Below are 21,123 nucleotides of genomic sequence, written 5' to 3' on the forward strand. Positions count from 1 at the left end.
TCATGAATTTTGAAACGACCATTGGTCTAGAAGTCCACGTTGAGCTTAAAACTAATTCAAAAATTTATAGTCCATCTGCTGCACAGTTTGGGGACAAGCCCAATAGTAATACTAACGTGATTGACTGGGGTTATCCTGGAACGCTCCCAGTCGTTAACAAACAGGTCGTTGCGGATGGTATCACCGCGGCTCTAGCTTTACATGCTCATATTGAAAAGCACCCTCATTTTGATCGTAAAAATTATTTCTACCCGGATAATCCGAAGGGGTATCAGATTACTCAAAACGAGAGACCCACTGCTAGAAACGGATGGATTGAAGTCGAGACCGAAAATGGTAAGAAAAAAATTGGAATCGAAGAGATGCATATTGAAGAAGACGCTGGTAAGAATACCCATGAACAAAAATATTCTTACGTTGACTTAAACCGTCAGGGGACTCCGCTTATTGAAATTGTCTCTAAGCCCGAGATGACAACTCCGCAACAAGCATATGATTATCTGGAAGGATTAAGACAACGGATTCAATTTACCGGAATTTCTGATGTCAAGATGGAAGAAGGGTCAATGCGGGTTGATGTTAATATCTCAGTTCGACCCATTGGTAGTAAAGAATTAGGTCAAAAGATTGAATTAAAGAACTTGAATTCATTTAATCATGTTAGAAAATCACTTGAGTACGAAGAACAACGTCAACAACAGGTGTTGATGTCCGGCGGTCAGATTAATTCTGAGAGTCGTCGTTTTGATGAATCTACTGGTAAAACTGAGTTAATGCGTGTCAAAGAGGGAAAAGATGATTATCGTTACTTCCCAGAACCAGATCTTCCAACTTTGAGTATTTCTGATGAATGGATTAATGAATTAAAAGAATCCATGCCTGAGATGCCTATCAAACGTCGTAATCGTTACGTTAATGAATTAGGGATCACTGATTATGATGCAATGGTTATCACTCAGACCAAAGAAATGTCTGATTTTTATGATAAAATGGTTAAATTAGGTGCTGATCCTAAATTAGCCGCTAACTACCTTCAAGATAACGTCAATGCGTACTTGAACGATAATCAAGCTAACTTGGAAGACACCAAAATCACGCCTGAAGCGATGGCTACCATGATTAAAATGATTATGGACGATACCATCTCAAGTAAAATGGCTAAAAAAGTATTTAAGGCAGTTACTAAGGGGCAAGATCCAAAGAAATTCGTTGAAGAAAAAGGACTGGTCCAATTATCTGATCCTAAAAAACTGCAACCAATTATTGATGGGGTCTTAAAAGATAATCAACAGTCAGTTGATGATTATCATAATGGTAAAGATCGAGCTGTTGGGTATTTGGTTGGACAAATTATGAAACAAACTCATGGACAAGCTAATCCGCAAGTTGTAAACAAATTATTGAAAGGTTCTTTAGATAAATAGGGTGATGTAAGAATGGTCAAAAAAGCACGAGTAATTTACAATCCAACGTCTGGACGTGAAATGTTAAAACCGCAGTTGGTTAATATTTTGGATGTTTTGGAGAATGGTGGATATGAAGCCAGTGCTTTTGCGACCACTCCCAAACCACATTCAGCACGTGATGAAGCCGCCCGTGCATCTGAAGAGGGATTTGATCTCATCGTTGCGGCAGGTGGAGATGGGACCATCAATGAAGTAATTAATGGCATTGCTCCACGTGATTATCGACCACAATTAGGAATCATTCCCGCTGGAACTACCAATGATTTTGCGCGTGCATTGCACATTCCTCGAGATGATTACGTTGAAGCTGCTAAAGTGATCACTAAGGGCAATGTTTCAAAGATGGACGTTGGTAAAGCATACAATGATGAAGTGACTAATTATTTCATTAATATTGCGGCTGGTGGGTTTATGACAGAATTAACTTACAATGTTCCTTCTGATTTAAAGACTATTTTTGGGTATCTTGCATACCTGGTAAAGGGAGCAGAAATGTTGCCAAATGTGAAGCCAGTTCCGATGTTATTAAAGTATGATGGTGGAGAATATCGTGGGAAGGCTTCAATGTTTTTTTTAGCCATGACTAATTCAGTGGGTGGTTTTGAACAAATTGTTCCAAACGCAACCATGGATGATGGTAAATTTACCATGATTATTGTTAAAACCGGTAATTTAGTTGAAATGTTGCAATTAATTGCTAAAGCGTTTAATGGCGGTCGGCACATTGATGATCCTAGGATTATATACAAAAAGACCAATACATTTGAGGCTTTTCCTGGGGATGATAGTCGCTTACAGATTAATCTTGATGGCGAATACGGTGGTGATGCTCCGATGAAGTTTGTCGATCTAAAGCAGCGAATTAGTATTTATTCCAACCTTAAGACTGATGATATCAGTGAGTCGGCTAGTGTCGCTCCTCAGGTCAAAAATGTTGAAAAGAAGTTTGTCAGAAAAGTCGATGAACTTCCATCTGATAGTAAAAAATAAGTTTTGCCGTGTAACGGCAAAACTTTTTAGTAAGGAGAACAAATGAGCGCTAAAAAAGAAGCTCCAGTACAGAAAAACCAAGACCTCACGGTAAACGTGATTGATTTGACTTACCAGGGAATGGGGGTTGGTAAGGTTTCCGATTTTCCGATTTTCATTGAGGATGCTCTTCCAGGTGAGAAAGTCCAGATCAGGGTGATTAAAGTTAAAAAGAACTTCGCCTTTGGAAAATTAGAAAAGATTATCGAACCAAGTCCCAATCGAGTTCAAGCAATTGATCGACGGTATACGCAGTCTGGGATTGCTCCATTACAACACCTTGCATATCCAAAACAATTAGAGTTTAAACAACATCAGATTGAGGAATTGTTTAAGAAGGCTCATTTAAACGTTGCTGTTGCTCAAACAATTGGAATGGATAATCCATCAAAATACCGAAATAAGGCTCAGATTCCGGTTAGGAAGATGAATGGTCAATTGGAAACGGGTTTTTATCGGCGCCACAGTCATGATTTAATTCCAATTGAAGACTTTTACATTCAAGATCCTCACATCGATGAAGCTATTATTAAGGTTCGGGATGTTTTACGAGCTTATCATGTTAGTGCTTACAATGAGGCAACTCACAAGGGTTGTATCAGGAATATTATGGTCCGTTATGGAAAAGCAACCGGCGAGATGATGGTAGTTTTGGTTACCAATGGTAAAAACTTGCCACATAAAGATGAAATTATTAAATCCATTAATGATCAGTTGCCTGATTTAGATAGTTTAATTCAAAATGTTAATGATTCTCACGGGAATCGACTGATGGGGGACACGAACATCCTGTTATCAGGTAAAGCTTACATCAAGGATGAACTCTTAAACACCAAGTTTTTGATTTCACCAATGTCGTTTTACCAGGTTAATCCAGTTCAGACTGAAAAACTTTATTCTTTGGGGATCGATAAGGCGCAATTATCGAAAAATGATGTGGTGGTTGATGCGTATTGCGGGATTGGGACAATTTCACTGGCAATGGCACCAAAAGTTAAGCATGTGTACGGAGTTGATGTGGTTGCTGAGGCAATTGAAGATGCCCGAAAGAACGCTAAATTAAATCATATTGATAATGTTAGCTTTGTGGTTGCAAAGGCTGAGGACCAGATGAAGAAGTGGGCAGAGCAGGACATTCGACCAGATGTCGTGGTAGTTGATCCGCCAAGAAAGGGCCTTGATCCAACCTTTATTGCTAGTGTCTTAGAGATGAAGCCAGAACGATTAGTATATGTTTCATGTAATCCTGCTACTCTTGTACGGGATTGTCAGGCTTTAATTGATGGTGGCTATGAAATTAAACAACCAATTCAACCAGTGGATCAATTTCCGCAAACACCGCATGTTGAAAGTGTAACGGTGTTGGAAAAGAGTAAATAAAAAGAATCTAGCTCGCTAGATTCTTTTTATTTTTCAGTTGAAGTTTTGTTTTTCATCATTTTATGCCAGTAATAAACTGGAATTCCGATTAAAGTGGCTATGATACCAATGATAGCCAAAACGGTTTGGGTCAGGATCGTTGAAACTAAGATAAAGATTCCCCCGGCTAGTGCGAGAATTGGGACAATTGGATACCAAGGTACTTTGTATGGGCGAACCAACTCCGGTTCACGTTTTCTTAAAATGAATAAAGCAACGAACAAAAGGCAGTTAAATATCCACATCACGAAAACTAACATGTCAGTTAGCATATCAAAACTACCCATGAAAATCATAATGACAGCGATCATAAACATAAATAATCCCGAAATATAGGGAGTAGCAGTGTGTTTAGAAAGTTTTGCAAAGTATTTACTAAATGGTAATTGATCGTCTTTACCCATTGCATACGGAACTCTGATCCCGGTTAAGATGTAACCATTCATAGCGCCATAAACGGAAATTAAGATGCCAATGGTCACTAGTTTTCCGCCAATGCCACCAAATAGTTTCATGGCAACTTCATAGGCGGTGTTTTGGTTTCCTGCAATTTGATCAAGTGGCATATTTTTTAAGAAAACCCAGTTTACCAAAACGTAGATGATCATAATAAAAGTTAAACCCAAAATAATGGCCTTAGGAAGGTCCTTTTGGGGATTTTTCATTTCGCCAGCGATGCTTCCGATGTTGATCCATCCATCGTAGGCAAACATTGTGGCCAGTAATCCGCCACCAAAAGCAGTTAATAGGTTAGTGGAGCCATGGTTCTGGATTGGAGGCCAAAAAGATACGTCAACGTGACCCGGGAGTAATAGTCCAGCAATTACAATGATAAAGATAGGAATTAATTTGACAATTAGTGTCAAAGATTGGACTCTTCCGGCTACTTTTGATCCTAAAAGGTTAATTAACGTAACACTTAATGCACAAATAATTGCAATGGTAATTGAGAGTGATGTTGATAAGTGAAACAAATTAATTAGTTGAGTGGAGAAAACAATTGAGAGAGCCGCTAAGTTGGCCGGAAAATACACAAGAATTTCGGCCCATCCCAGTAGGAATCCAGTTAGCGGTCCATAAGTATATTTTAAGTATTGAATGGTTCCTCCAGTTTTAGGAATGGCCGCAGCCAATTCTGAAACCGTTAGTCCACCACAAATTGTTAAAAGACCACCAATGATCCATGCTAGGATGGTGAGAGTAACAGAATGAGTATTAGATACGACACTGGCAGTTTTGAAAAAGACTCCAGCACCGATCACGGTTCCCATGACAGTTGACAGGGCAGCACCGATTCCAATGTTTTTCTTTAAGTTGCTTTGAGGCATTTGATCCACTCCTTTTTGCGTAATGGTTAATTATAGCATGGGGCCAAATCGAAGTCAGTACATAAAATAAAAAAGCATCCAATTGGATGCTTTTTAGTGATATTGATTTAGTCTTCGTCTTTTGGACCGGTTTTCCAATCATTTTCATGTTCACGTTGGTAATTAGCAATGTTCTTGTATTCTGGTTGAAGATGACGACTTAGACGAATGTAAATTGGGATCAATTCACGATAAGCTTGGTAATTCTTTGGATTTGGTTTATGAGTATTGGTAACCCCAACAAACTTGCTGACGTCGTAAAGGCTGTCAATCATGCCTAAACTGTACATTCCAAGGGTAGCAGCTCCAAGAGCCGTACCTTCGAAGCTTTCTGGAATGTTGACGTCTTGTTCAAAGATGTCGGCTAACATTTGGCGCCAAAGTTCTGAACGAGCAAAACCACCAGTTGCTTGAATACTCTTTGGTTCGCCAACAACTTCTTCAAGGGCTAACATAACGGTGTAGAGGTTATACACGATTCCTTCAAGAGCAGATCGAATCATGTGGGCACGAGTGTGTTTTCTGGTCAAACCGAAGTATGTTCCACGAGCGTCGGCATCCCAGATTGGAGCTCTTTCACCACCCAAGAATGGTAAGAAAATTAATCCTTCGGATCCTGCCGGAATCTTAGAAGCAATCTCAGTTAGAAGATCGTAAGCATCAATATTCATCTGTTCGGCAGTGACTTTTTCTGGCAAGCAAAGTTGATCACGAACCCAACGGAAGACAATTCCGCCGTTATTAACGGGTCCACCGACAACCCACATATTCTTAGCTAGGTAGTAACAGAATACACGGCCTTTAGGATCAATCGTTGGCTTGTCGTTAACGACACGAACGGCACCAGAAGTTCCAATTGTGACAGCTACTACACCAGGTTTGATGGCGTCCACCCCTAAGTTAGCCAGAGGACCGTCAGAAGCACCAATGATAAATGGTGTATCTTTATCAATTCCAATTTTATTTGCGTATTCTTCGTTTAAGCCCTTTAATTGATAAGTGGTGTCTACTAATTCAGGCAGTTGATCACGCTTGATGCCAGCAACTTTTAAGGCTTCATCGTCCCAGTCCATGTCAAAAATATTGAATAGGCCAGTTGCATTAGCGATCGAATAGTCTTCTTTTAGAACCCCAAATAATTTATAGTTGATGTATTCTTTAACACCAACAAAATAACGGGCTTTTTTAAACAATTCAGGCTTTTCATTTCTGAGCCACATGGCCTTTACAAGTGGTGTCATTGGATGAGTTGGAACACCAGTCTTTTTGTAAAGTTCCATTCCAATGCCGTTTTCTTTTAATTTATCTGCGTATTCAACGGCACGATTATCTGCCCAAGTGATTGCGCGGGTGAGCGGTTTGTGATTCTCATCCAAGAGGATCAAACTGTGCATCGCACACGAATATGAAACTCCCTTGATGGTGTCTTTTTTAGGGTCTACTTTTTTAAGAACATTTTGTAGACCTTGAATCATCGCTGAGAAAATCTCCTCTGGATCTTCTTCTGCCATGTCGGCAGTGTCTTGATACAAAGTATATCCATCGTTTGAATAACCCTTAACTTCACCTTTGTCATCGTATAAAACGGTTTTGACACTTGTAGTTCCGATGTCGACCCCAATTACGTTTTCCATTATAATCTTTCCCTTCCATGCTAGTTGATGCACTCTATGACAGATTTCATGCCAACTTTATTAAGTGATCGAGTAAAAAAATTATACTACTTATAACGCTTTCATTATATTGAAATCAACGTTTGAATTCAAGCGAATATCAATAAATAGTGATAATATTGATTTATAATTATACTAATTATAAGAAATGATTGAGGAGGTCCAAATGACTGAGATTAACCGGTCCAACCTTCGAAAAAAAGCAAGAAAAGAAAAATTAACTAGGTGGGCATTAATTGGACTGGTTAGTGTACTGCTACTAGTTATCGTTATTTCCATTTGGATGTACTTTGCCCATAAAAATCGTGATCGCGAATTACTTTTGAAAAAGTATCCAGTTCAGGGTGTGACGGTAAATCAAGACGATGGGTACATCGATTTTACGGCACTTAAACAGAAAGGCCAAAAGTTCGTGTACATTCGTTCTACTCAAGGAGCAAGTTTTGCTGACGATAATTTTGACAATAATTACAATCGCAGTCAGGGATCTGGTTTAAAGATTGGGGTTTATCATACCTATGGATTTAAGAGTAGTATTGAAGACCAAGAGAGTAATTTTATAACTCAAGTCAAAGATAATACCGGGACGCTTCCAATCGTCATTCAAGTTCAATATTACTATCCGTATGATGAAAACAACGTGAATTTAAAGCAACAAAAGAAACGGATTAATGAATTCGTTCAGTTTTTGTACCAGAGATACGATCGACCTGTTATTATTAATACTAACGAGAAGATGTATCGAGAATTTAGATCAATTCCACACGCCGCTTTTTGGTTAAATAGTGAAAGCGATGCAAAGAAACCGCACGTGCGCTTTATCAACATGAATTCTTCCGATCATTTAAACATTGATGGGCAGAAGGGAAGCTTTGATTCCGTAGCTTTTAATGGGAACCAGAAGCAGTGGAATCAGTATCTAGGTCAGGTAAATATTGTGAATAATGAAGAAGTACAATGGGAGAATTACAATGATTAAATTAGGAATAATTGGAACTAACTGGATCACACAAAAGTTTGTTGATGCTGCTGTTAGTACTGGCAAGTATAAGTTGAACGCTGTTTATTCAAGAAAATTAGATACGGCGCGGAAATTTGCTCAGCCAAATGATTGTGACAACATTTTTGATGATTTACAGGTTTTCTTTGAATCTGACAAATTCGACACCGTTTATATTGCTTCACCAAATGCCATTCACTATCAACAAGTCATTGAAGCACTTAAGCATGACAAGAATGTCATTGTTGAAAAGCCTGCTTTTATTGGACCATATCAATTCCAGTCTGCCATCGACACGTTAAAGCAACATCCCAAAGCTCGCTTAATGGAAGCAGCACGGAACATTCACATGCCCGCTTTTAAAGCGGTTCAAGATCAAATTGATGATATTAAAATTGATGGGGCAGAATTTACTTTTAGCAAATATTCTTCTCGCTACGATAAGGTTCTTAAGGGTGAAGTTCCGAATGTCTTTAACCTTCAATTTGGTGGCGGAGCCTTGGAAGACCTCGGAGTTTATCCTGTGTATGATGCCGTTGCTCTATTTGGATTACCAAGAACACAGATGTACTATCCTAAATTCATTGAAACCGGAGCAGATGGTGGAGGGGTTGCAGTTTTAAACTATGGTACATTTGATGTTACTTTAAACTTTAGTAAGGTGACTACTTCGTATCAACAATCAGAGATCTACTGTGGAAAGCAAACGGTCTTAATTGATAATGCTGGTGAGTTTACGGCAGCTAAATTAATGAATGAGGGTAAAGAAAGTGAGATTTCTCCTCTTTATACCGACAATCCGATGATTCCAGAAGCAAATGATTTTGCTGAAGTCATAAATCATCCAGGGAATCCTGTTTACGAAAATCGATACGTTGGAGGACTGAATTTAATGCAGAAAGTTAATGCTTTAATGGGACGTCTTGCTGATAGTGCTGGAATTCATTATTTACAAATAGGAGAATAGTGTGCTCGAACAATTTGTTAAGCGTTTTGAAAAATTAGGATATGAAAAACAGACCCCAATCCAAAAAGCAGTCTATGCACCGATGATTGAGGGTGAAAATGACATTGTCGCACTATCACCAACTGGTTCTGGCAAGACCGTGGCGTTTACAATGCCGATTTTGGCTAATTCGATGCCAGGGGTTGGCACACAGGTCATTGTGATCGAACCTACTCAAGAACTGGCGATGCAAGTGGCAGGTGTGATTAGAGATTGGGCGGTTTCTTTTAAAGTGAAAATTTTGCCATTGATTGGTGGAGCAAACGTTAAACGGCAACAAGAACAGTTAAAAAAACATCCAGAGATTGTTGTGGGAACTCCCGGAAGAATTCTTAGCTTGATTAATGAACGAAAATTAAAGGTTAATGACGTTGAAACAGTGGTCATTGACGAAGCTGATGATTTGCTCAACGATACTTCTTTAGATCAGGTTAAAAATATTATTGCTGCAGTTCCAAGAGATGCTCAGGCTGCCTACTTTTCTGCTACAGACACTGATGTTTTGTATCATCTAAAGGAAAAAATGGGTAAAAGTGCCGACATAATTGACGTTAGGGATGTTGATCAAACCAGGGGTAAGGTAACCCATGGCCTCTTTCAAATTTCGCGTGCCAAACGAAATGAGATGTTAAACCGGTTATCTAAAATGCAAGGTTTTAAAGCATTAGTATTTTTTAATCAGACTGATACGCTTAATCGGGCTTTTAATTTCTTCAAACACGAGGGAAATGGCAAGGTACAAAAATTAGCCGCAGGTGAAAGTAAACAGAGCCGCAAAAAGGCGCTGGATGATTTTCGTTTGGGAAGAATTAAATTATTATTAACGACTGACGTGGCTGCAAGGGGACTTGACATTGCAAAATTACCAGCTGTGATTAATTATGATTTGCCAAATGAATCGAATACCTACATTCATCGTGTTGGTCGAACGGGCCGAATGGGTGAGCCAGGGTTAGTAATTAATTTTGGAGATGACCATGATCTTCGCGATTTAAAGCACGTTTTAGATAATAGTGAATATGAATTAAAACCAATTTATTATTTCAATGGGGAGATCGTTGATCACATTGATGATTCACAGTTAGAACATCAAAAAGAAATCAAACAACAGGCACTGACTAAAAAAAGACAGGTGCACGAAGCTATCCAGGCTAAACCAAAAAAGAATAAACACCGAAAACGAAAACAAAAAGATAAGGGTAAACCAAGTAGTCATAAAAATCACCATTAGTTTGGTTCTTTACTAAATTTTTTATTCGTGAGAGAATAGAAAATGTTTTTGGCCCCATAGCACAACTGGATAGGGCAACCGCCTCCTAAGCGGTCGATCTCAGTTCGAGTCTGAGTGGGGTCATCTATAAGCGTTAAAACACTTCATTTAAATGAGGTGTTTTTTATTTGGGCAAATGTTGGTGATGACAATTAATTAATTGATTTTTGGGCTTATGGGCGATTATAATGGGTTCTACACGGATTTACATTTTAGGAGGAAATTATATTGAATATTTTAATTGCTTTACTCCCAGCGTTAGGGTGGGGGCTCCTTCCTATTGCAACTGGGTTAATCGGTGGTAAACCAGTTAATCAGTTGATGGGAACTACATATGGAGCGTTAATTATTGCCATCCTTGTGTTTATTTTTAAACAGCCAGTGATCACCATGCAGGACTTTTGGTGGTGTTTACTTTCAGGGATGGCTTGGGCAGTTGGTCAAATGACTCAGTACATGGCCTTTACTCAAATTGGTGTATCACGAACGATGCCAATTTCAACTGGTTTGCAGTTAGTTGGTACTTCAGTTACCGGAGTGATTTTCTTTGGTGAATGGGCTGGCTTAATTCCCAAGCTAGCTGGTTTTGGATCAATTATTTTGATTATCATTGGGGTCTTACTAACAACTTTGAAAGACAATGGCAGTAATGAACCCAAGACGGCTGAAGAGAATGCCGCTCAGCATACTCGGAATGGTTTAATTCTGTTAGTAATTGGCATGTTTGGCTATATTGGATACTCTGATTTTCCAAGGATTGCTAATACCAATGGTTGGTCAGCATTTCTGCCCCAGACGATCGGAATGGTCATTATGGGAACGATCTTTGTTATTATTAGTGCTTATAAAACCAAGGTTAATCCGTTTAAACAAGCTGTTTCATATAAAAACATTATTACCGGATTTTTGTTCGGATTTGGTGCCTTCTTCTATCTAATTTCGACTGAATTAAACGGAGTGGCCACTGGATTTACGATTTCACAGATGTGTGTTGTCATTTCAACCTTTGGTGGAATTATAATTCTTCACGAACACAAGACAAAGAAAGAACTAGTATTTGTCACACTTGGAATGATTTGTGTCATTCTTGGTGGTGTCATTACAAGTTTTATTTAAAATTTTATCTTTTCAAAAAAGGACACATTTAGTGTCCTTTTTTTGTGAATTTGAATATCGGTTTGATTTAAAAGGGAGTATATTGAACTTGAAGAGAATGGTTAGAAATTATTTTAATTCGGGGGATTAAGTTTGAATATTTTAATTGCATTATTACCAGCGATTGCTTGGGGTATCTTACCAATTTCAATCGGTTTGCTAGGTGGAAAGCCAATTAATCAACTAATGGGTTCTACATATGGAGCCATTTTAATTGCTGTTATTGTCTATTTCATTAAGCAACCAGTGATTTCAAAAGAAGTTTTTTGGCTTTGTCTTCTGTCTGGGATGGCATGGGCAATTGGACAATATACTCAGTACACTGCATTTTCACTGATGGGAGTTTCGTTGTCCATGCCAGTGTCAACTGGTCTTCAGTTGATTGGCAATTCATTAACTGGAGTAATTGTTTTTGGTGAATGGGCGGGTTTGATTCCAAAGTTAGCTGGATTCGGATCGATTATTTTAATCATTTTGGGTGTTTTACTAACTACCAAAAAAGACAGAACGTTAGCACCAAAAACTGAGGAAGAAAAGCAACAGGTTAATATTAGAAAGGGTGTTTTAGTTTTAATCATCGGAACTTTTGGGTATGTTGGCTATTCGGCATTCCCAAAAGTTGCTAATACGAATGGATGGGCAGCGTTTCTCCCTCAAACCATTGGAATGGTCGTGATGGGAACTATCTTTGCCTGCTTTATAATATTTAAAACCAAGGTTAATCCGTTTAAAGAAGTGGCTACCTATAAAAATATTATCAGTGGTTTCTTGTTTGGATTTGGTGCTTTAACCTATTTGATTTCAACCGAATTAAATGGAGTAGCAACTGGATTTACGATTTCGCAAATGTGTGTTGTCATATCAACCTTTGGTGGAATCATCTTTTTACACGAACACAAAACTAAAAGAGAACTTTTATATATTACCATTGGAATGATTTTCGTCATTATTGGAGGAGTCATTACTAGTTTTATTAAGTAAAAGAAGAGGTGGCTGATGCTATTTTGAAGCTTAATTTTAAAAGATGGTGTTGAAAACTGGCATGAAACCGTATACAATTAATTTATAGCGTTGTTTTAATTTAATAATTGGAAAGAGGAAAAGAAATGTCATACATGCCCTTCATAGTGTTGATTTTAGGAATCGCACTTCTCCTTTTCATGATCATCAAACTTAAGCTAAATACTTTTGTTTCCTTGATCATCACAGCTATTTTAGTTGCGCTTGGATTAGGAATGAACCCAGCATCAATTGCCGATGCCATTAAGACTGGTATTGGTAGTACATTAGGTGAATTGGCCATCGTCTTCGGATTCGGTGCCATGATCGGTCGTTTGGTTTCTGATTCTGGTGGTTCGTATCGAATCGCCAAGACGCTGATCGACAAATTTGGAAAGAAGCGATTACAGATTGCAATCGTAATTGCTTCGTTCATTATCGGAATGTCATTGTTCTTCGAAGTTGGATTGGTATTACTTACCCCAATCGTCTTCGCGGTTGCCCTTGAAGCCGATGTACCATTTGTTTATCTAGGAATTCCAATGGCTGCTGCATTGTCAGCAACCCAGGGATTCTTACCACCACAACCTGCTCCAACTGCTGTTGCCACAGCCTTGGGCGCTAATATTGGTGAGGTATTGCTCTTTGGTATCATTGTTGCAATTCCAGCTGTTTTAATTGCTGGTCCTGTCTTTACGAAGTTTGCTGAGAAGTTTGTTCCGAGCGCGTTCGTAGTCAAGAAGAGCCTGCCAGCTTTTGGTGAAGTTAAAGAATACAAGTTAGATGAAACTCCTAGTTTTGGTCTTTCGGTTTTAACTTCATTATTACCAGCTATTTTCATGGCGGTTAATACCATTTACCAGTTAGTTTTCCATGGCGGGAAAGCAGTTGCTAAGCCATCAGGATTTGATGCTATTATCTCGATGTTAGGTAACCCAATGATTGCCATGGTAATTGCTTTAGTATTTGCTATCTGGTCAATGGGCTTCCATCGTGGTAAGAAAATGAGTGACGTTTCTAAGAGTATTGAAGCCTCCGTTAAATCAATTGCCATGCTTCTATTGGTTATTGGTGGTGGTGGTGCCTTCAAGCAAGTCTTGATTGATGGTGGTGTTGGTGATGCCGTTAAGAACATCATGATGCACTCATCACTATCTCCAATCATCCTTGGCTGGTTAGTTGCCGTTATTCTTCGTGTATCGCTAGGTTCAGCTACGGTGGCTGGAATGACTGCTGCCGGACTTGTTATGCCACTGATGTCTTCATTGAACGTTAACCCAGTAATGATGGCCTTAGCCATTGGTGCTGGATCACTTGCCGCATCACACGTTAATGATGCCGGATTCTGGATGTTCAAAGAATACTTTGACTTAACTATGAAACAAACTTTCTCAATTTGGACGGTGTTAGAAACCGTGATTTCAGTTGTGGGGCTAATAATGGTCTTGATTCTGAATGGAATTCTTGGAATGTTCTAAGTTAGTTAATAAATTCAAAAAGACTTCACTTTATGATGTGAAGTCTTTTTTGTATAAAAAAGCCACCTATAATTTTATAGGTGGCTACCGGTTAAACTATGCTTCGTCCTTAATGATGTACTGAGGACGGTGTTTCGTTTCTAAATAAATTTTTCCAATGTATTTTCCTAGAATGCCCAAACAGAAGAGTTGGATTCCACCGATTAGGAGAATAATTGATACTAAAGAAGGCCAACCAGATACGGCTCCTCCAAAGAATAATGCCCTGATAACGACAAAAGCAATCCCAACGAGTGAGAGTAAAAATGAGATTATCCCAACGTAAGTGGCAAAGGTTAGTGGAGCATCAGAGAAATCAATAATTCCTTCCATCGAGTATTCTACCAATTGTGAGAAAGACCAATGAGTTTCTCCAGCAGCCCGAGGGACCCCCTGATACTCTAAATATTTGGTGTTAAAACCAACCCAAGCAAAGATTCCTTTTGAGAATCGATTGTATTCTGTTAGTTCATTTACTGCATCGACGTAACGTCGAGACATTAAACGATAATCTCGAACGTTAGGTTTAATTTTAACGTCTGACATTTTATCGATGACCTTATAAAACATCGAAGAACAGAAAGCTCGAACTGGATTCTGCTTTCTGCTTGTTTGGACACACCCAACGCAATCATAGTCCTGGGTCTGAATAATTTTGAGCATTTTAGGAAGTAGTTCCGGCGGATCTTGGAGATCAACGTCCATTAATGCAATGTAATTGCCTTTGGCATTTCTTAGCCCAGCAGCCATTCCAGCTTCTTTCCCGAAGTTTCTTGAAAATGAGATGAAGTGAACGGTGTCAGGATGTTTTTCGTGAAGATTTTTAATGATCTTAAAGGTATTGTCACTTGATCCATCATTTATAAAAAGGTAATCAGGCTCATACTTTTCACCGTCTTTATTCATTTGTGCAAAAACCTTTTCCACAGTTTTGTAGAAAAGTTCAATTGATTCCTGTTCATTATAACAAGGAACAATCAGACTAATTTTTTCCAAAATTAATTACTCCTTAGTACTTGGCAATTAAACTTTTAAATTCAAAAATACATTACCAATTATTTACAGATTGTTTAATATCATTTTATCATTATTTAAAGTGGTTTGGCATCGGAATTGGGTAAATCTTTTGATATACTTAAGGTACTAGGCAAATGGGAGGGATTAAATGTGACCAAACCAATTAAAGTTATGACTGTTTTTGGAACTCGACCGGAGGCCATTAAGATGGCTCCAATTATTTTAGAGATGAAGCGAAATCGAAACAAGTTTAAACCAATCACAGTGGTCACGGGTCAACATCGTGAAATGCTGCAGCAGGTTCTCGATATTTTCAAAATCACTCCCGATTATAATTTAAACATTATGAAGAATGATCAAACACTTGGAGATATTACTGTTTCTGTGATCACTAAGTTAGGTCCAATTATTTCTAAAACTAATCCAGATATTATTCTAGTTCATGGTGATACTACGAGTACGTTTGCCGCTTCAGTGGTTGCTTTTTATCATAAAAAAATGTTAGGTCACGTTGAAGCAGGGCTGCGTACTCATAATAAATATTCCCCATATCCAGAGGAAATGAATCGTCAATTAACGGATGTTTTAGCTGACTTGTACTTTGCACCCACAGAGTTAAGTAAGCAAAATTTAATAAAAGAGAATCATCTGGGGTCAAACATCTTTGTTACCGGGAATACAGCAATTGATGCCCTTCATCAAACGGTTAGTGATGATTATCATCATTCGATCCTAAATGATATTGAACCTGATCATCGGATCATCTTACTTACAATGCACCGACGTGAAAATTTAGGTGAACCGATGAGGCGAACGTTTCAGGCAATTAAACAGGTGGTTGATTCACATCCTGATGTGGACGTGGTTTATCCAGTTCATCTTAATCCAGTGGTTCAAAAGATGGCCCAACAGATTTTTAAGGGTGATTCTCGTATCCATTTGATTGCACCTTTAGATGTGGTTGATTTTCATAATATGGCTGCTCGGAGTTATTTTATTATGTCTGACTCTGGTGGGGTTCAAGAAGAAGCTCCTTCACTTGGAAAGCCCGTTTTGGTTCTTAGAGAATCGACTGAACGCCCCGAAGGAGTTAAAGCGGGCACTTTGAGATTAGTTGGGACTGATCCTAAGGCCATTAAAGATGCGATGGAGGACTTACTTGATAATCCAGATGAATACCGAAAGATGGCTGATGCTCATAATCCTTATGGGGATGGAACGGCAGCTAAGCAAATTTTATCTGCAATTGAGGCAACTTTTAAAGGAGAGTCCTAGCTTGTGGAACTAAAAACAAATCAAAAAGTAATTTCATTTGTTAAGTTAGTTATGAAACATTTTAAGATGGGAAACGTTTCTGATTCTGCCATCGTCTTGGCGTATTATTCCCTCTTATCACTGTTTCCAATTTTAATTATGATTGGTAGCATCATTAAACTTTTACATGGAGATCCTAATGATATCTTAATGTATATCAGAACCGCGGTTCCGTCATCGATTTATACGATGCTTTTGCCCATGATTAAGTCAGCTTTTGATAATAATAATAGTGGTGGTAGCTTATCGATTGGGTTGTTGCTGGTAATTTGGTCAGCTAGTCAGGCGATGGCAGCATTTCAACGAACGGTTAACCGAACTTACGGAGTAGCTGACACTCAGAATGCCATCACGAATCGTTTAATTTCATTTGTGTGGATGCTTTTACTGGTACTCTTATTGATTGTTTTAATGATTTTGCAAGGGTTTGGTCAAGAAATTATCACGTACTTGAGACCAATTCTGCATCTTTCAACCATTGCAACGCAAGTGGTGGCATCCATTCGAATTCCATTTATTATTTCTGGGTCTTTCATAGTTGTGATGCTTTTGTACTATTTTGTGCCAAGTGTTAAGACCAAGATTCGTTATACAATTCTAGGATCAGCGATATCTGTGCTTGGTTTAATGATTTTGTCACAAGCTTTTTCGCTAATCATTGAGTACTTTTTTAGAAATATTACCGCTTATAAGACGTTAGGAACTTTTATAGTAGTGATGTTGTGGTTATATTTTATTGGACTCGTGCTGATGTTTGGTGCCGTTATTAATGCCAGTATACAAGAGTACTTTACTGGTAACATTGAATCAACAAACGGATCCGTTCGGTCTATTATTTCTAGTGCACGTAAATTTCGTTCCAAAAAGAAAAACACCACCCAGGATTAGGTGGTGATGTTTTTTGCTAAATTATTTTTCGGTGGATTTCACCAGTTCACGAGAAAACTGGTCAAGAACTTTGATGTCATCTTCATCAGGTTCAAGATTGATTTTGACGCTTTTAGCTCCTTGAGTAGCGTTAGTTTTCCTTAAAGCTTTGGTAAATGCGTCGACGGCAACGTTATAATATTCTTGATAAAAAACGTCTCCAGAACCAGCCACTCCAAAAACTTTTCCTTTTAGGTTCAGTGAATCTAAATCTTCAAAAAAGTCCATCCCTTCTTCAGGGAGAGCTCCTTCGTCGTAGGTGTATGGACATATAACAATAATATCGGTATCTTTAAGTTCGTCCGCGTCGGTTTGAGAAATTTCAGATTCTTCGACATCTACGCCAAGGTCCTCAAGTCCCTCGGTGACGATATCAGCAACGTCTTCGTTATTACCAGTAATGGTGGCGTAAATCACGTGTGCTTTTGGCATGAGTGAAACCACTTCCTTTGTAGTGTTTTCAAATAAGTATATCAGAATAGTTTCAAATTGTTAATTTGATGGGAGTTAGCGCTGATGGATAAGCAAAATGCAAATAAATTAAAGGTCACAAAAATTGCTTCGCAAAAAAGACCGGGAAGATATAATGTATACGTCAATGATCATTATGCTTTTCCTGTGAGTGAAGAAGTGATGATTCAGTTTGGGATCTTCAAGGGATCTGAGTTAAGCCAAGGTGAGATTGACAAAATTAAGGCGGCGGACGATGTTTCAAAGTTATATAATAAGGCTATTGATTTTATTTCGTATCAGACTCGTTCAAAAAAAGAGGTTAGAGATAAGTTAAAATCATATTCAGACAACCTTGAAGCAGTCGATGAAGCGGTTGAAAAACTAGAACAGATTAATCTACTTAATGATGAACATTATGCTGACACCTACGTCAAAGGAATTGTTGAACAACAGAATAAGGGTCCCATGGCTGTTTCAAGGTATTTAAAACAAAAGGGAATTGCAGATGAATACATAAATGAGGCAATTTCAGTTAATTATTCGAGCGAAATGACGCTTAAAAATGGTAAAAAGCAGGCCCAAAAAATCTTTGCTCATAATCAGCGATATCCCTTTAACAAACGGATGCAAAAAACTAAGACGGCTTTGTACCGAAAGGGATACTCATTTGATTATATTGATACAATCATTAGTGAATTAGACTTTCAAAGTGATGTCGATCATCAAAATGAGTTACTTGCTAAAGAGGGTAACAAGGCTTGGAATAAGTATAAGAAGTATAATGATATGAGTCGACGTCAGAAAGCCAAGCAGTTGTTATATCGAAAGGGCTTTGATCTTGATGATATTGATCAATTTTTGGACACAAAAGAAAATTAATTGGAGTGAATCAAATGAATAGATTTAAAAATTCGGCTTTATTTTTTTGGACGGTTGAGATTTTGATTGCAGTTGGAATCGTTTATTTATGTTCCAAAATTAGTTTTGTTTTTTCGCCGATTGTAATTTTTGTGTCAACGATCTTCGTTCCACTCTTGTTAGCGGGATTCTTGTATTACATGTTAAATCCGATCGTTAACCTCCTAATGAAAATAAAAATCACAAAAACAAAACACATTAATCGTACCTGGGCCACCGCCATCGTATTTTTGATTGTGATTGGGGTTATTGTTTACATGGCGTTTTCATTTGTACCACGGTTGATTACTCAGGTGGCTAACATGGTAGGGGCAGCGCCTGAATTTGCTAAACAAGGGCAGACATTACTAACTAAAATCACACGTTATGGATTTTTAAAAAAAGTGGACTGGCGTCCCATTGTTGACAAGATTCAGTCCTCATATTCATCGTATTTGAAAACAGTTTTGGCTAATTTGACGAATAGTGCGGGAACGATTATTTCGATGGCAACGAACGTGGTTATCACGGCAATTACTGTTCCTGTCATTCTGTTTTACATGTTAAAGGATGGAAACAAACTACTTCCAAGCATTGAAAAGTTAACTCCAGGACTTTCCAAACACCACAGGAAACAAACGGTAACGCTACTTAAAAAAATGAATCATACCCTCTCACGTTACATCGGTGGCCAAGTCATTGAGTGTCTGTTTGTTGGAACGTTTACCACTTTAGGATACTTTCTGATCGGCCAAAAGTATGCTCTTTTGCTCGGGGTCTTTGCTGGATTATGTAATATCATCCCGTACGTTGGTCCCTACATTGGAATTATTCCATCACTTTTTGTTGCTTTTTCAGATAATATTATGCAAGTTATCTGGGTAATTGTGGTAGTCATTATTGTTCAACAAATTGATGGAAACTTGGTGTACCCGAATGTGATTGGGAAATCATTAAAGATTCATCCACTAACTATTATTATCATTTTACTTGCAGCTGGCCACATTGCTGGGTTGTTTGGGATGATTCTAGCCATTCCAGTTTATGCGATTGCGAAGGTTGTGATTGAATATTGTTACAATATTTGGTTAGTTCAACATGACGATTCGAATTCCACTAATTCAGCAAAAACTAATTCATCTGAAAATGAGCCAAATTAAACTTTAGTTATGGATCGTGAATTTTATTGACGATAATGGAAGATATGCTAACATTTAATTGTTGATAAGTAGGAGTATTAATTATGGTCTTCTGACAGGAGATATTATGACGAAAGTAATTACGTATGGCACATTTGATCTGCTTCACAAGGGTCATGTGCGTTTATTAAAACGTGCTCGTGAATTAGGTGATTCATTGACGGTCGGTCTTTCGACGGATGAGTTTAATGCCGTAAAGGGGAAACGTGCTTATAATTCTTATGAGGATCGTAAGTACATTTTAGACGCTATCCGCTACGTTGACGAAGTAATTCCTGAAAAGGGATGGAACCAGAAGATTCAAGATATTAAAGATCATAAGATTGATATCTTTGTTATGGGTGACGATTGGAAGGGTAAGTTTGACTTTCTTAAAGAGTATTGTAAAGTAATTTATTTGCCGCGAACCCAAGGAATTTCAACGTCTAAGATCAAGTCTGATTTAGGCGTCACGAGCCAAAAGGATTGGAAAGATTAGTTTAAGTCCCAGGATTCTTCGTTTTATTTCTTAGAATGTTTTAGTTTAAGGGGAGCAAAATGAAACAAGCACTTTTTTTGGTAACTTCAGTTCATGGAGCTGAAAAGCCCCGATTTAAAGAACGATTGGAAAGAATGATCGATGACGGGAATTCAATTAAAGTTGTAATTTCCATTTTAAACTACGATCAATCACAGTATGTGGCCACTTTAATTAGAAAATTATCTGATTCTTTTCATCAGCAAGTGCAATTAGAAATCATCCAATTGTTTGACGTTTTTAGTAAACAACGTGGGATTTTTGATCAAAATCATGATTTAAATAACGATTTAACCCAATTTGACGTTCACGACAGAGTGGTTAAGGGTCAATCCGTTCAAGTCTACAGTGACCATAATGGGGTGGTTCGAGCTGAACGAAAGGAAATTTTGGCTGGGTCAGGTTTATTCAAAGTGATCTTTTATGACGGAGATAACGTTAGCAAAACGATTTATTATGACAATCATGATAAGGCTACTGCCGTTTTCAAACGGATTAATGATGAACATCAAGTAATTAAATTTTTAAATCAACGTGGTGACGTGGCATGTCGGGTGGATCAAAGTAACGGTGGAGCAGCTCAGATTTTTTATCTTAGTAAAACCTCGGTTGTTTCACCTCCAGAAACAAGTTTAAAGATTGCTAGACCAACTAGTGATTTAATCGATTATGATGTTAATCTTGGTAATTTGAAGTATTTGTCTAAAGGTTCAGATGCTCGATCATATGTCATTTCAGACTATGGCAATGCAAGCCGTTATAGTGATATTTCAGCATTTAACGTTGCTTTAGTTAATAAGTATGCTGAAGGTAAGGAGACTACCATTTTTATCGATTTGGATGATATGGTTAACTTTTCTAAATATCTTGGTCAAAACGTGATTTTCAACTATTAAGG

General features: G+C 38.1%; 19 protein-coding genes and 1 tRNA gene. 16 read left to right on the plus strand and 4 right to left on the minus strand.

All coding sequences use genetic code 11. The annotated features are described in order from the left end of the window. Nucleotides 1–2 precede the first annotated feature (2 nt). The 3 genes from gatB to rlmD are packed head-to-tail and all read left to right on the plus strand — an operon-like array spanning nucleotide 3 to nucleotide 3,875. Nucleotides 3–1,424 carry an Asp-tRNA(Asn)/Glu-tRNA(Gln) amidotransferase subunit GatB gene (gatB, locus tag AC6UD8_RS01955; protein ID WP_500693575.1) on the plus strand — a complete coding sequence of 474 codons (1,422 nt, stop codon included), beginning with the start codon at nucleotides 3–5 and terminating at the stop codon, nucleotides 1,422–1,424. Between the two features lie 12 nt (nucleotides 1,425–1,436). Continuing rightward, complete coding sequence (locus AC6UD8_RS01960; RefSeq protein WP_500696543.1) at nucleotides 1,437–2,456, plus strand: diacylglycerol kinase; 1,020 nt, start codon at nucleotides 1,437–1,439, stop codon at nucleotides 2,454–2,456. Between the two features lie 42 nt (nucleotides 2,457–2,498). Continuing rightward, a complete protein-coding gene (gene rlmD / locus AC6UD8_RS01965) occupies nucleotides 2,499–3,875 on the plus strand; it encodes a 23S rRNA (uracil(1939)-C(5))-methyltransferase RlmD (protein ID WP_500699297.1) in 1,377 nt (458 codons plus the stop codon). Nucleotides 3,876–3,901: 26 nt separating this feature from the next. Here rlmD and AC6UD8_RS01970 read toward each other — a convergent pair whose 3' ends face one another. Both AC6UD8_RS01970 and gntK read right to left on the minus strand, forming a co-directional pair. Further along, nucleotides 3,902–5,242 (minus strand): APC family permease, encoded by a 1,341-nt coding sequence (locus tag AC6UD8_RS01970; protein WP_500693578.1) that lies wholly within the window; start codon nucleotides 5,240–5,242, stop codon nucleotides 3,902–3,904. 107 nt (nucleotides 5,243–5,349) lie between these two features. Then, nucleotides 5,350–6,915 carry a gluconokinase gene (gene gntK, locus AC6UD8_RS01975; RefSeq protein ID WP_500696546.1) on the minus strand — a complete coding sequence of 522 codons (1,566 nt, stop codon included), beginning with the start codon at nucleotides 6,913–6,915 and terminating at the stop codon, nucleotides 5,350–5,352. A gap of 205 nt (nucleotides 6,916–7,120) precedes the next feature. Here gntK and AC6UD8_RS01980 point away from each other — a divergent pair, with 205 nt between their 5' ends. From AC6UD8_RS01980 to AC6UD8_RS02010, 7 genes are all read left to right on the plus strand, one after another. Then, nucleotides 7,121–7,933, plus strand: coding sequence for a GH25 family lysozyme (locus tag AC6UD8_RS01980; protein WP_500693580.1), 813 nt, complete (start codon nucleotides 7,121–7,123; stop codon nucleotides 7,931–7,933). Beyond that, on the plus strand, nucleotides 7,926–8,921 hold the full coding sequence (locus AC6UD8_RS01985) for a Gfo/Idh/MocA family protein (RefSeq protein ID WP_500693581.1): 996 nt from the start codon (nucleotides 7,926–7,928) through the stop codon (nucleotides 8,919–8,921). The genes AC6UD8_RS01980 and AC6UD8_RS01985 overlap by 8 nt, the downstream gene beginning before the upstream one ends. Nucleotide 8,922: 1 nt before the next feature. After that, nucleotides 8,923–10,191, plus strand: coding sequence for a DEAD/DEAH box helicase (locus AC6UD8_RS01990; RefSeq protein WP_500699299.1), 1,269 nt, complete (start codon nucleotides 8,923–8,925; stop codon nucleotides 10,189–10,191). A gap of 50 nt (nucleotides 10,192–10,241) precedes the next feature. Next, nucleotides 10,242–10,314: transfer RNA gene (locus AC6UD8_RS01995), tRNA-Arg, on the plus strand. Between the two features lie 144 nt (nucleotides 10,315–10,458). Then, a complete protein-coding gene (locus tag AC6UD8_RS02000; protein ID WP_500693583.1) occupies nucleotides 10,459–11,346 on the plus strand; it encodes a GRP family sugar transporter in 888 nt (295 codons plus the stop codon). A gap of 132 nt (nucleotides 11,347–11,478) precedes the next feature. After that, nucleotides 11,479–12,366 carry a GRP family sugar transporter gene (locus tag AC6UD8_RS02005; protein WP_500696550.1) on the plus strand — a complete coding sequence of 296 codons (888 nt, stop codon included), beginning with the start codon at nucleotides 11,479–11,481 and terminating at the stop codon, nucleotides 12,364–12,366. A 134-nt stretch (nucleotides 12,367–12,500) separates the two neighbouring features. Continuing rightward, entirely contained in the window at nucleotides 12,501–13,862 is a 1,362-nt protein-coding gene (locus tag AC6UD8_RS02010; protein ID WP_500693612.1) for a gluconate:H+ symporter, read from the plus strand. Nucleotides 13,863–13,958: 96 nt separating this feature from the next. Here AC6UD8_RS02010 and AC6UD8_RS02015 read toward each other — a convergent pair whose 3' ends face one another. Beyond that, nucleotides 13,959–14,897, minus strand: coding sequence for a glycosyltransferase family 2 protein (locus AC6UD8_RS02015; protein ID WP_500695212.1), 939 nt, complete (start codon nucleotides 14,895–14,897; stop codon nucleotides 13,959–13,961). 192 nt (nucleotides 14,898–15,089) lie between these two features. Here AC6UD8_RS02015 and wecB point away from each other — a divergent pair, with 192 nt between their 5' ends. Further along, nucleotides 15,090–16,193 carry a non-hydrolyzing UDP-N-acetylglucosamine 2-epimerase gene (gene wecB / locus AC6UD8_RS02020; protein ID WP_500699332.1) on the plus strand — a complete coding sequence of 368 codons (1,104 nt, stop codon included), beginning with the start codon at nucleotides 15,090–15,092 and terminating at the stop codon, nucleotides 16,191–16,193. A 3-nt stretch (nucleotides 16,194–16,196) separates the two neighbouring features. Beyond that, nucleotides 16,197–17,120 (plus strand): YihY/virulence factor BrkB family protein, encoded by a 924-nt coding sequence (locus AC6UD8_RS02025; protein WP_500696552.1) that lies wholly within the window; start codon nucleotides 16,197–16,199, stop codon nucleotides 17,118–17,120. A 21-nt stretch (nucleotides 17,121–17,141) separates the two neighbouring features. Here AC6UD8_RS02025 and AC6UD8_RS02030 read toward each other — a convergent pair whose 3' ends face one another. After that, complete coding sequence (locus AC6UD8_RS02030; protein WP_500693587.1) at nucleotides 17,142–17,591, minus strand: flavodoxin; 450 nt, start codon at nucleotides 17,589–17,591, stop codon at nucleotides 17,142–17,144. An 84-nt stretch (nucleotides 17,592–17,675) separates the two neighbouring features. Between AC6UD8_RS02030 and recX the strand changes: the two genes are divergently transcribed. From recX to AC6UD8_RS02050, 4 genes are all read left to right on the plus strand, one after another. Further along, nucleotides 17,676–18,491 (plus strand): recombination regulator RecX, encoded by an 816-nt coding sequence (gene recX / locus AC6UD8_RS02035; RefSeq protein WP_500693588.1) that lies wholly within the window; start codon nucleotides 17,676–17,678, stop codon nucleotides 18,489–18,491. A gap of 14 nt (nucleotides 18,492–18,505) precedes the next feature. Continuing rightward, on the plus strand, nucleotides 18,506–19,669 hold the full coding sequence (locus AC6UD8_RS02040; protein WP_500693589.1) for an AI-2E family transporter: 1,164 nt from the start codon (nucleotides 18,506–18,508) through the stop codon (nucleotides 19,667–19,669). A 106-nt stretch (nucleotides 19,670–19,775) separates the two neighbouring features. Beyond that, nucleotides 19,776–20,186, plus strand: a complete 411-nt coding sequence (gene tagD, locus AC6UD8_RS02045) for a glycerol-3-phosphate cytidylyltransferase (RefSeq protein WP_500693590.1) — start codon at nucleotides 19,776–19,778, stop codon at nucleotides 20,184–20,186. Between the two features lie 59 nt (nucleotides 20,187–20,245). Next, nucleotides 20,246–21,121: a hypothetical protein gene (locus AC6UD8_RS02050; protein WP_500699301.1), complete on the plus strand. Its 876-nt coding sequence runs from the start codon at nucleotides 20,246–20,248 to the stop codon at nucleotides 21,119–21,121. The last annotated feature ends 2 nt before the right edge of the window (nucleotides 21,122–21,123 follow it).

Source organism: Fructilactobacillus sp. X1R3C1 (assembly GCF_059901545.1).

Excerpts from the sequence above, each read along its gene's own strand:
- gatB (WP_500693575.1), top strand. The coding sequence starts at position 3 with ATGAATTTTGAAACGACCATTGGTCTAGAAGTCCACGTTGAGCTTAAA.
- AC6UD8_RS01960 (WP_500696543.1), top strand. The coding sequence starts at position 1,437 with ATGGTCAAAAAAGCACGAGTAATTTACAATCCAACGTCTGGACGTGAA.
- rlmD (WP_500699297.1), top strand. The coding sequence starts at position 2,499 with ATGAGCGCTAAAAAAGAAGCTCCAGTACAGAAAAACCAAGACCTCACG.
- AC6UD8_RS01970 (WP_500693578.1), bottom strand. The coding sequence starts at position 5,242 with ATGCCTCAAAGCAACTTAAAGAAAAACATTGGAATCGGTGCTGCCCTG.
- gntK (WP_500696546.1), bottom strand. The coding sequence starts at position 6,915 with ATGGAAAACGTAATTGGGGTCGACATCGGAACTACAAGTGTCAAAACC.
- AC6UD8_RS01980 (WP_500693580.1), top strand. The coding sequence starts at position 7,121 with ATGACTGAGATTAACCGGTCCAACCTTCGAAAAAAAGCAAGAAAAGAA.
- AC6UD8_RS01985 (WP_500693581.1), top strand. The coding sequence starts at position 7,926 with ATGATTAAATTAGGAATAATTGGAACTAACTGGATCACACAAAAGTTT.
- AC6UD8_RS02010 (WP_500693612.1), top strand. The coding sequence starts at position 12,501 with ATGCCCTTCATAGTGTTGATTTTAGGAATCGCACTTCTCCTTTTCATG.
- wecB (WP_500699332.1), top strand. The coding sequence starts at position 15,090 with ATGACTGTTTTTGGAACTCGACCGGAGGCCATTAAGATGGCTCCAATT.
- AC6UD8_RS02030 (WP_500693587.1), bottom strand. The coding sequence starts at position 17,591 with ATGCCAAAAGCACACGTGATTTACGCCACCATTACTGGTAATAACGAA.
- recX (WP_500693588.1), top strand. The coding sequence starts at position 17,676 with ATGGATAAGCAAAATGCAAATAAATTAAAGGTCACAAAAATTGCTTCG.
- AC6UD8_RS02040 (WP_500693589.1), top strand. The coding sequence starts at position 18,506 with ATGAATAGATTTAAAAATTCGGCTTTATTTTTTTGGACGGTTGAGATT.
- tagD (WP_500693590.1), top strand. The coding sequence starts at position 19,776 with ATGACGAAAGTAATTACGTATGGCACATTTGATCTGCTTCACAAGGGT.
- AC6UD8_RS02050 (WP_500699301.1), top strand. The coding sequence starts at position 20,246 with ATGAAACAAGCACTTTTTTTGGTAACTTCAGTTCATGGAGCTGAAAAG.